At 59.6% G+C, this 9736-nt stretch carries 9 protein-coding genes; 5 read left to right on the top strand and 4 right to left on the bottom strand.

The features are described 5' to 3' along the window. Positions 1-130 precede the first annotated feature (130 nt). Positions 131-1207, bottom strand: coding sequence for a 4-hydroxyphenylpyruvate dioxygenase (gene hppD / locus CYD26_RS06415; RefSeq protein ID WP_065758954.1), 1077 nt, complete (start codon positions 1205-1207; stop codon positions 131-133). Between the two features lie 427 nt (positions 1208-1634). Between hppD and CYD26_RS06410 the strand changes: the two genes are divergently transcribed. Both CYD26_RS06410 and rarD read left to right on the top strand, forming a co-directional pair. Next, positions 1635-3206, top strand: a complete 1572-nt coding sequence (locus tag CYD26_RS06410) for an EAL domain-containing protein (RefSeq protein WP_102052140.1) — start codon at positions 1635-1637, stop codon at positions 3204-3206. A gap of 49 nt (positions 3207-3255) precedes the next feature. Continuing rightward, a complete protein-coding gene (rarD, locus tag CYD26_RS06405) occupies positions 3256-4143 on the top strand; it encodes an EamA family transporter RarD (protein ID WP_102052139.1) in 888 nt (295 codons plus the stop codon). Here the strand turns inward: rarD and CYD26_RS06400 are convergent. Beyond that, positions 4106-5677 carry a TerC family protein gene (locus CYD26_RS06400; protein ID WP_102052138.1) on the bottom strand — a complete coding sequence of 524 codons (1572 nt, stop codon included), beginning with the start codon at positions 5675-5677 and terminating at the stop codon, positions 4106-4108. The genes rarD and CYD26_RS06400 overlap by 38 nt on opposite strands. A gap of 272 nt (positions 5678-5949) precedes the next feature. Between CYD26_RS06400 and CYD26_RS06395 the strand changes: the two genes are divergently transcribed. Further along, on the top strand, positions 5950-6537 hold the full coding sequence (locus CYD26_RS06395) for a LysE family translocator (RefSeq protein ID WP_065757887.1): 588 nt from the start codon (positions 5950-5952) through the stop codon (positions 6535-6537). Here the strand turns inward: CYD26_RS06395 and CYD26_RS06390 are convergent. Both CYD26_RS06390 and CYD26_RS06385 read right to left on the bottom strand, forming a co-directional pair. Continuing rightward, positions 6526-7311: an AraC family transcriptional regulator gene (locus CYD26_RS06390; RefSeq protein ID WP_102052137.1), complete on the bottom strand. Its 786-nt coding sequence runs from the start codon at positions 7309-7311 to the stop codon at positions 6526-6528. The genes CYD26_RS06395 and CYD26_RS06390 overlap by 12 nt on opposite strands. Before the next feature lie 26 nt (positions 7312-7337). Then, complete coding sequence (locus CYD26_RS06385; RefSeq protein WP_065757885.1) at positions 7338-7880, bottom strand: helix-turn-helix domain-containing protein; 543 nt, start codon at positions 7878-7880, stop codon at positions 7338-7340. Between the two features lie 160 nt (positions 7881-8040). Here CYD26_RS06385 and CYD26_RS06380 point away from each other — a divergent pair, with 160 nt between their 5' ends. Both CYD26_RS06380 and CYD26_RS06375 read left to right on the top strand, forming a co-directional pair. Next, positions 8041-8823, top strand: coding sequence for an aldolase (locus tag CYD26_RS06380; RefSeq protein WP_065757884.1), 783 nt, complete (start codon positions 8041-8043; stop codon positions 8821-8823). A gap of 25 nt (positions 8824-8848) precedes the next feature. Further along, entirely contained in the window at positions 8849-9733 is an 885-nt protein-coding gene (locus CYD26_RS06375) for a dihydrodipicolinate synthase family protein (protein ID WP_099774519.1), read from the top strand. The last annotated feature ends 3 nt before the right edge of the window (positions 9734-9736 follow it).

Below are 9736 nucleotides of genomic sequence, written 5' to 3'. Positions count from 1 at the left end.
TCACCTCCAAGTCACCCATTCAGCCACCACAGCCAAACGGGTTGCGCTAACGCGCAACGCGCCATGCCTGGCGCACAACAAAGAGGCCAGCGTACGAACGCTGGCCTCTTGTGTATCACGCTATCGGTAATCAGTCGGTAGCCAATACACCACGGCGTACCTGATCACGTTCAATCGACTCGAACAGTGCCTTGAAGTTACCTTCACCGAAACCGTCGTCACCCTTGCGCTGAATGAATTCGAAGAACACCGGCCCCATCAGGGTCTCCGAGAAAATCTGCAGCAGCAGGCGTTTGTCGTCAGGCTGCGAGGAGCCGTCGAGCAGAATGCCCCGCGCCTTCAGCTCTTCTACCGGCTCGCCATGGCCAGGCAAGCGGCCTTCAAGCATTTCGTAGTAGGTCTCCGGCGGTGCGGTCATGAAGCGCATGCCCAGTTTTTTCAGGGCATCCCAGCTCTTGAGCAGATCATCGGTGAGGAAGGCCACATGCTGAATGCCTTCACCGTTGAACTGCATCAGGAATTCTTCGATCTGCCCTGCACCTTTGGACGATTCTTCGTTCAGCGGAATGCGGATCATGCCATCCGGTGCGGTCATGGCCTTGGAGGTCAGGCCGGTGTACTCGCCCTTGATATCGAAGTAGCGGATCTCGCGGAAGTTGAACAGTTTCTCGTAGAACGCGGCCCAATAGGCCATACGACCACGATAAACGTTGTGCGTCAGGTGATCGATGATCTTGAGGCCCGCACCCTCCGGGTGACGGTCGACACCTTCAATGAAGTTGAAGTCGATGTCGTAGATCGAACTGCCTTCCTCGAAGCGGTCGATCAGGTAGAGTGGCGCGCCGCCAATACCCTTGATCGCTGGCAGGCGCAGCTCCATTGGCCCGGTTTCGATTTCCACCGGCTGCGCACCCAGTTCCAGTGCACGGGCATACGCCTCGTGGGCATTACGCACGCGAAACGCCATGCCGCACACCGACGGACCGTGCTCGGCAGCGAAGTACGAGGCAATGCTCTTGGGTTCGTTGTTGAGGATCAGGTTGATACCGCCCTGGCGGTACAGATGGACGTCCTTGGAGCGGTGGGTCGCCACTTTGGTGAAGCCCATGATCTGAAAGATCGGCTCCAGAACCCCGGGGGTCGGTGCAGCAAACTCGATGAATTCGAAGCCCATCAGGCCCATCGGGTTGTCAAAGATATCAGCCATGCTCGTGTCCTCATCAATACGGTAAAAACAGGTTCAATTGCTATCGATGTCGAGCAGACGGGGTGGCGCGCAGGAGATGCCCCTCACACTGCGTGCGAGGTAGTCACCAAAGATCAGTTTGAACCCATGACACTTCATATGGACCCATTCTCGGCGGGTTTGATTCCCCGGAGGCGGAGAACCTTATTATTGTATGCGTAACCTGATTCTACATGGCGTAAAAACATTTGTCCGCACTTTAGTTCACGCCACTGCTTGCACGGCCATGGGGGTTGCAGGGCACATTCTCGGACAACGCCGGTGCCCTATCAGGATGGTGAGTACACTGTAGCCATAATAGACTACTGCCACACCCGCTATCACAGGCGGGCGGGGCAAGCGCTATGCTTGCCAACGAAGGACCCTTTGCCATGACAGGTAGTCAACCATGCCCCTTTCGCGAAAACGCCGCAGCCGCTCCACTGGACGCGTCCTGCTGCCCTGGCTGGTGGGTTTCATTCCGGTAATTTGCGGCGTGCTTCTGCTGAACTGGCAGGCACAGCGAGAGCTGCAAGCCAGAGCACAGCTCAACGCAGAGCACGCCATCGAACAGTTCGACCGGGTGCTGGACAACATCGCCCAGGCCGCACGCAACCTGCTGCCGCTGGCGGGCCAACCTTGCGAGCAGGTCAAGCTGCCCTTGCGTGAACAGGTCACGCGAGGCACCTTCGTTCGTTCGACCAACCTGTTCTACGACGATGCCCTTTACTGCAGCTCACTGTTCGGCAGCTACCGCGAAGCAGTCAACCCTGGCGACTATACCGACGGCAGCCTCTGGCTGATGGATGGCAACTCCGTCTCCCCGGGGCACCCGCTGCTGGTCTACCGCCTCAGTGAAGGCAGCAAGGGAGCAATCACAACCGTCGATGGCGATCACTTGATACACCTGTTGCGCCTGATCGACCCGGATTCCGACCTGCGTGTAAAGGTGGGCACGCACTGGATGGGAACTGACGGCCGGGTGCGCAACGACCCCGTGCCAGACTTTGCCGTGGCCCCGACAGCCCTGAAGTCCTCGCATTTCAGCTTCACGGTCCATAGCGGTTACCCGGAGGGCGAGGTATGGCGCCTGATGCAACGCCAGTACGGCCCCTTGTTCGGCCTGCTGGTCTTCCTCGGCATCATTGCCGGAGTAGCCTGCAACTGGCAACTGAAGCGCGCCAATTCGCCTCGGGCTGAACTGCAACGGGCACTCGAGGCAGATGAATTCGTGCCGTACTTTCAACCCGTCGTACGCCAGGGTGACTATCGTTGGGCCGGCGTCGAAGTGCTGATGCGCTGGATGCACCCGCGTGACGGCCTGGTACGTCCTGACCTGTTCATTCCCTACGCCGAGCACAGTGGCCAGATCATCCCAATGACCCGTCGCCTGATGCAGCAGGTCGCGGAACAACTGGCACCCCATGCGGACAACTTCGAGGAAGGTTTTCATATCGGTATCAATATCAGCGCAGCCCACTGCCAGGACCTGGCGCTCTACGATGACTGCCAGAAGCTGCTGGCGGCCTTTCCAACTGGGCGCATTCGGCTGACCCTGGAGCTGACCGAGCGTACGCTGATAACCCCCACCGACTGCACGTTCAACCTGTTCGCCAAGCTGCACGAATTAGGGGTGATGATTGCCCTGGATGACTTCGGCACGGGTCAGTCGAGCCTGACCTACCTGCGCCAGTTCAAAGTGGATTACCTGAAGATCGACAAGAGTTTTGTCGGCATGATCGGTGTGGATGCCTTGTCACTGCACATTCTCGACAGCATCATCGAGCTCTCCAACAAGCTGGACATGGGCGTCGTTGCCGAAGGCGTAGAAACACAGGCGCAACGGGATTACCTGGCCCAACGCCAAGTGGACTTCCAGCAAGGCTACCTGTTCGGCAAGCCCTTGCCGCTGAACGGTTTCATCGACGCCTTGGCCCACCAGAAAAAGGAGCCTGCGGTTGCCCAGCCCTCCTGCCCCTGAGATCATTGCAGGTCAACCGTTCTGTCACTTGCGTTAGTTAGAGGCACCCTTGTCCAAAGGTATCGTTTCATCCGTCATGGCTTCGTTCCTGTTTGCCGTGATGTATTTCTACACCTCGCTGCTCAGCCCGCTGGACGGTGAGGAGATCTTCGGCTGGCGCGTACTGCTGACAATGCCCTGCGTTACCCTGTTCATGCTGATTTCCAGGGACTGGTCACTGGTCATCGGGTTACTCGCCAGAATCCGTCAGAAGCCGATGTTACTGCTGGGTTTGTGCGCCACGTCGGCACTGATGGGCGTGCAGCTCTGGCTGTTTCTCTGGGCACCGCTACACGGTCGTAGCCTGGAAGTCTCCCTGGGCTACTTCCTGCTGCCGCTGAGCATGGTGCTGACCGGGCGCATGGTCTATGGCGAACGTCTGTCACGCCTGCAAAAACTGGCCGTGCTTTGCGCCATGGCCGGTGTTGCTCACGCGCTCTACCAACATGGCAGCTTCGCCTGGGAGACCCTGCTGGTGGCCGGCGGCTACCCTGTGTATTTCGTACTGCGGCGCAAACTGCGCACCGATCACCTGGGCGGGCTGTGGACCGACATGTGTCTGCTGCTGCCAGCGGCACTCTATTTCATTGTACAGGGACCACTGTCGGCGGCCGATCTGGTTGAGCATCCGGGGCTTTACGCGCTGATCCCGCTGCTCGGCGTGATCAGCGCGCTGGCCCTGATTTGCTACGTACTGGCCAGCCGGCTGTTAGCGTTCAGCCTGTTCGGCCTGCTTAGCTATGTCGAGCCGGTATTGCTGGTCGCGGTAGCGCTGATGCTGGGTGAAAGCATCGACGCCGACCAATGGCTGACCTATATCCCGATCTGGCTGGCTGTAGTGGTGCTGGTGCTTGAGGGCATCAAGCACCTGCTGCGTCAGCGTCGCCGCCTGGCGTAAGGCGCACCTGCCGCACCCTGCGCTCGGCCACCGCCACCACCGTGAGCTGCCAGCCGTTCCAGTTCAGCTTGTCGCCGACCATCGGCAACCGGTCAAGCAGGCTCATGACCAGGCCCGCAAGGGTCTGGTAATCCTCGGTGGCCTTGGCTACAAAGCCGGTACGGGCCTGAATCTGGCTCAGGTTCAAGGCGCCGTTGACCAGGTACCCCTCTGGGCCTTCGACGATGTCCGGCCCCTCGACCTCAGTGGCATCTGGCAACTCGCCGGCAATCGACTCAAGAATGTCGGTCATGGTCAGCACACCAGTGAAATCGCCGAACTCGTTCACCACAAAGGCGATGTGAGTCGACTGGTTGCGCATTTGCTCAAGGGCATTGAGCACGCTGAAGCTTTCCAGCACATGCAACGGTGTGCGCGCCAGGCGCTCCAGGTCTGGCTCATTGCCGGCCAGCAGCTCTTTGAGCAGTTCTTTCTTGTGCACAAAACCCAACGGCTCTTCGACGTTCCCATCACGGATCAAAGGCAAACGCGAATAGGACGAATGCATCAGTGCCGTGCGAATCGCCTCTGCCGATTGTGCCAGGTCAATGACATCGACCTCGGCCCGAGCCGTCATCACAGTCTTGATCGGGCGCTCGGCGAGGTTCAGCACGCCACTGATCATCACACGCTCGCGGCGATCGAATAGCACCTGTTCGGTTCCACCCTCGACCAGATCGGCGATCTCCTCGCCGACTTCGTCTGCCTCAAGCCGGCGCCCGCCGAGCAGACGCAGCACGGCATGGGCGGTGCGCTCACGCAGTGGTCGGTGCTGCTGCAGGCTGCGCTTGCGACGCACACGAGCCAGTTGGTTGAACACTTCGATCAGAATCGAGAAACCAATCGCGGCATACAGGTAACCTTTGGGTATGTGGAAACCCAGGCCTTCGGCCGTCAGGCTGAAGCCGATCATCATCAAAAAGCCCAGGCAGAGCATGATCACGGTCGGGTGGGCATTGACGAAGCGAGTCAGCGGCTTGCTGGCGACAATCATGATGCCGATGGAGAACACCACCGCGATCATCATGATCGACAAGTGCTCGACCATACCCACCGCAGTAATCACGGCATCCAGCGAGAACACGGCGTCGAGCACCACAATCTGCGCCACGATGGGCCAAAAGGCGGCATGACGAACTGTTCCGCCTGTCTGGGCAACATGACCCTCAAGGCGCTCATGCAGCTCCATGGTGGCCTTGAACAACAGGAACACGCCACCAAACAGCATGATCAGGTCTCGCCCGGAGAACGACTTGTCGAAGACCTCGAACAGCGGCGCGGTCAGGGTCACCATCCAGGAAATACTGGCCAGCAGGCCCAAGCGCATGATCAGCGCCAGGCTCAAACCAATCACCCGCGCGCGATCACGCTGATGCGGCGGCAGTTTGTCGGCAAGGATGGCGATGAATACCAGGTTGTCGATGCCCAGAACCAGTTCCAGGACAATCAGCGTGGCAAGGCCCAGCCAGGCCGTGGGATCGGCTAGCCATTCCATGGGGAGGTACTCGCAAGCAAGGCGTCACAGGGACGAGACAAAGGCCAGGACGGCCAGCTACTGGGGGGCTCCGAGAACGAAGTCATATCAACCTTGATATCAATAAGGGACATCGATCCTACAAGCGTCAGGTGCTCTTGATATAGCGGGAAACTATTACAAAAGCTGTAACGCCCTCCTCCATGACGCCTCACCAGGGTGATTTTCTTCAATACCCTGCCTCCCCTGCTGCTTAGGCTATGTGACCGTTCCCCTTAACCCAGAAGGTCACTATGAGCCTGATGTTATCCATGGCCGCCTTTGCGCTGGCCGCTTCGATTTCTCCCGGCCCGGTCAATATCGTCGCCCTCGGTGCCGGAGCCCGGCATGGTTTGCGCGCCAGCCTGGCGCATGTCACGGGGGCGACGCTGGGCTTTTGCCTGCTGTTGGTGCTGGTCGGGCTTGGCCTTCACGAACTGTTGCGTCACTGGCCCGGCCTGGCCCGCCTGCTGCAGGCGGGGGGTGTGCTGTTTCTGTTCTACATGGCCTGGAAGCTGAGCAGCGACAATGGCGAGCTTGGCGCAGGGAACCGTGAAGAGCCGCCCTCCATGCTCTACGGGGCAACACTGCAATGGCTGAACCCCAAGGCCTGGCTGGCGAGCGTTGCCGGTATTGGCGCGTACGTCGGCGAAGGCGAGGTGGGCCTGCTGTGGCAGTTCACCGGGTTGTATTTCGTGATCTGTTATCTGTCTGTCGCCAGTTGGGCCTGGGCCGGTAGTGTCATCAGCCACTACCTGAACAACCCTCGACGCATGCGCCTGTTCAATCGCAGCCTGGCGCTATTGTTAGTGGCCAGCGCGATCTACCTGTTACTCGGCTGAACGGTAGTGCCCGGGCGTGGCGGCCAGGTGCTGCTTGAAAGCCCGCTGCAGGTGGGCCTGATCGGCAAATCCGGCGTCGGCGGCCACCTCGGCAATCAGCCGCCCCCGACGCAACTGCGCCCGGGCATACTGGATGCGATGGTCAAGCAAGTAGCCGTGAGGCGTCAGGCCGTAGTGCTGCTTGAAGGCCCGAATCAGGTAAGATGCCGATAGCCCGGCGGCCTGACAGATGTCCTCCAGTTTCAGCGGCTCGGTGCAGTGCTGGCGAATATAGTCGGCGGCACGTTCCAGACGCTGGTTGCCCTGCGCTGGCTCGACCCAAACGGGCCCCAATTGATCCAGCAGCTGAACAAAGAATGCCTCTGCTGCCGCGGCCTTCTCCTGGGGGCTGCGTGCTGGATCAACCAGCCACGCATACAGCCTCAAGAGTTCGCTGTACACCTGTACCGACGTGGTATGAGTCGCCGCCAATGGCTGAAATCCCAATCGCTCAAGCCAGGGGGTATCGACATACAGCATGAGGTAGGACCAGGGCTGATCGGCAATCGGGTTGCAGGCATGCACCGTACCCGGGTTCATCATGACCACCGTGCCTGCGCTGATCTCGTGCCAGTGATCACCGTTCAGGTAGGTGCTGCGCCCCGCCGTGACGGCACCGATGGAAAAGCCGGCGTGGGAATGTCGCGCATAACAGACCTTGCGTCCGTCTTCCACGCTGCGGGCCTCAATGAAGGGCAAGGCCGGGTCACGCCAGAATTGTGAATGAATGCTCATGGCTGGCTCAGGTCCTGAAGGCTCGTCTACCCGTTCATCTCATGCACCACCACCAGCAACTGCGCGGGTTGTGGCCCCAGCGAGCGCAATCGATGCGGTGTCTGTGCGTTGAAATACAGCGCATCACCGCGCTCTAGAATGACCCGCTCGTTCATGAAGTCAACTTCTACCTGGCCTTCATGGACAAACAGGAATTCTTCGCCCTCATGCTCCTTGAACGTTGAATCGCTGAACTCGCTTGGCGGGCTGAGCATGAACGGCAACAGGCTGCGATGGCTGATCTGGCTGGCAAGCACGGCATAACCGGAGACTTCGCGGGCACCTGGCAGCAACTGGCGCTGGTGGCTGCGCACCAGGCTATAACGCTCTTGCGTTGGCGTGTCGGCGGCAAACAACTCCTCAACCTTGACGTTCAACGCACTGGCCAGTTTCAAGGCAGCGGCAATCGAAGGGGTGTTCAGGCCGCGCTCGACCTTGGACAAGTAGCTCTTGGTCATACCGGCTTTTTCAGCCAGCGCCTCCAGCGTTATCCCCAATTTTTTTCTCAATAATTTCAATCGGATAGACATGCGAAGCCGTAGATCCCCACAGGCGTGTGCGATTTTGCCTTGCCAATGACACTTTGTGTCATATAGCATCTTTTGTGTCATATGCGTGTCGCCGCGCCACCTCCCAGCAACCCGGCGACATACCTCCCTGACACCCATGACTACTGCACAGGACATCTCCATGGCCAAGACATTAACACTGCCCAAGGATCAATTGATCAAGCAGGCCCTTGCGCACATGCAAGGCTCGCTTGCCGATAATACGTGGACTACCCGAGAAAAGCTGGCCCTCACCTGCCGGATTCTCTTTGAACATGGCCACGACTCCGGTCTGGCCGGGCAAATCACTGCACGTGGCCCGCAGCCCGGGACCTATTACACCCAACAGTTGGGCCTGGGTTTCGATGAGATCACGGCCAGCAACCTGTTGCTGGTCAATGAGGACCTTGAAGTGCTCGAAGGCGATGGTATGCCCAACCCGGCCAACCGCTTCCATAGCTGGGTGTACCGTGCTCGCCCGGACGTCAATTGCATCATTCACACCCACCCGACCCATGTCGCGGCCTTGTCGATGCTGGAAGTTCCCCTGCAGGTCTCCCATATGGACCTCTGCCCGCTGTACGAAGACTGCGCGTTCCTGGAGGCCTGGCCCGGGGTACCGGTGGGCAACGAAGAAGGCGAAATCATCAGCGCCGCACTGGGTGACAAGCGGGCGCTGTTGCTCTCGCATCACGGCCAATTGGCGACAGGGGCCAGTGTTGAAGAGGCCTGCGTGATAGCACAGCTGATCGAGCGTGCCGCCAAGCTGCAGTTACTGGCCATGGCCGCAGGGCAGATCAAACCGATCGAGCCGGCCCTGGGTCGTGAAGCCCATGACTGGATCGCCCGCCCCAAGCGCCACGTTGCCGCCTTCAACTACTATGCCCGGCAAAGCCTGCGCCAGCACGCCGACTGCCTGAACTGATCACATTCTTATCGGAGCCTCGTCCATGTCCACCGCAATTCACGGCATCATCGGCTACACCATCACGCCCTTTACCGCAGACGGCGAAGGCCTTGATCTGCCCGCGCTGGGTCGTTCTATCGATCGTCTGGTCGAAGGCGGCGCTCACGCTATCGCGCCCTTGGGCAGCACCGGCGAAGGCGCCTACCTCAGTGATCACGAATGGGATCAGGTGGCGGAGTTCAGCCTGGCGCACATCGACGGCCGCGTCCCAACGGTCGTCAGTGTTTCCGACCTGACCACTGCCGGCGCCATACGCCGTGCGCGACTGGCCGAACGCCTGGGCGCCGATGCGGTCATGGTATTGCCGACCGCGTACTGGAAACTCAGTGAAGCGGAGATTCTCCAGCACTACCAGGCCATTGGCGACAGCATTGGTGTGCCGATCATGCTCTACAACAACCCGGCCACCAGCGGCACCGACATGTCGGTGGAGCTGATTCTGCGCATCGTCAAGACGGTGGAGAACGTGACCATGGTCAAGGAGAGCACTGGCGATATCCAGCGCATGCACAAACTGCAGGTGCTCGGCGAAGGCCAGGTGCCGTTCTACAACGGCTGCAACCCACTGGCGCTGGAAGCATTCGTGGCAGGCGCGACAGGCTGGTGTACTGCCGCCGCCAACCTGATTCCGGCACTTAACCTGGCCCTTTATCAGGCAGTACAAGCCAACGATCTGGAGCGCGCAAAAGCACTGTTCTACCAACAGTTGCCATTGCTCGACTTCATTCTCAAGGGTGGCTTGCCGGCAACCATCAAGGCCGGCCTGGCGCTAACCGGCCTGCCCGTGGGCGAGCCGCGTCGCCCGGTGTTCGGGCTGAATGAAACTGGCCGTATGCAGTTGCAGGCGTTGCTGGATCAACTGATCTGACAA

Origin of the sequence: Pseudomonas sp. FFUP_PS_473 (assembly GCF_002858665.1) — a bacterium.
In the GTDB taxonomy this organism is placed as follows: domain Bacteria; phylum Pseudomonadota; class Gammaproteobacteria; order Pseudomonadales; family Pseudomonadaceae; genus Aquipseudomonas; species Aquipseudomonas defluvii.
The sequence above is the reverse complement of the archived record's forward strand: the minus strand, read 5'-3'. Positions and strand labels throughout refer to the sequence as shown.

Bases quoted from the DNA above. Each gene is read 5' to 3' on its own strand.
- hppD (WP_065758954.1), bottom strand. From the start codon at position 1,207: ATGGCTGATATCTTTGACAACCCGATGGGCCTGATGGGCTTCGAATTC.
- CYD26_RS06410 (WP_102052140.1), top strand. From the start codon at position 1,635: ATGCCCCTTTCGCGAAAACGCCGCAGCCGCTCCACTGGACGCGTCCTG.
- CYD26_RS06400 (WP_102052138.1), bottom strand. From the start codon at position 5,677: ATGGAATGGCTAGCCGATCCCACGGCCTGGCTGGGCCTTGCCACGCTG.
- CYD26_RS06395 (WP_065757887.1), top strand. From the start codon at position 5,950: ATGAGCCTGATGTTATCCATGGCCGCCTTTGCGCTGGCCGCTTCGATT.
- CYD26_RS06390 (WP_102052137.1), bottom strand. From the start codon at position 7,311: ATGAGCATTCATTCACAATTCTGGCGTGACCCGGCCTTGCCCTTCATT.
- CYD26_RS06385 (WP_065757885.1), bottom strand. From the start codon at position 7,880: ATGTCTATCCGATTGAAATTATTGAGAAAAAAATTGGGGATAACGCTG.
- CYD26_RS06380 (WP_065757884.1), top strand. From the start codon at position 8,041: ATGGCCAAGACATTAACACTGCCCAAGGATCAATTGATCAAGCAGGCC.
- CYD26_RS06375 (WP_099774519.1), top strand. From the start codon at position 8,849: ATGTCCACCGCAATTCACGGCATCATCGGCTACACCATCACGCCCTTT.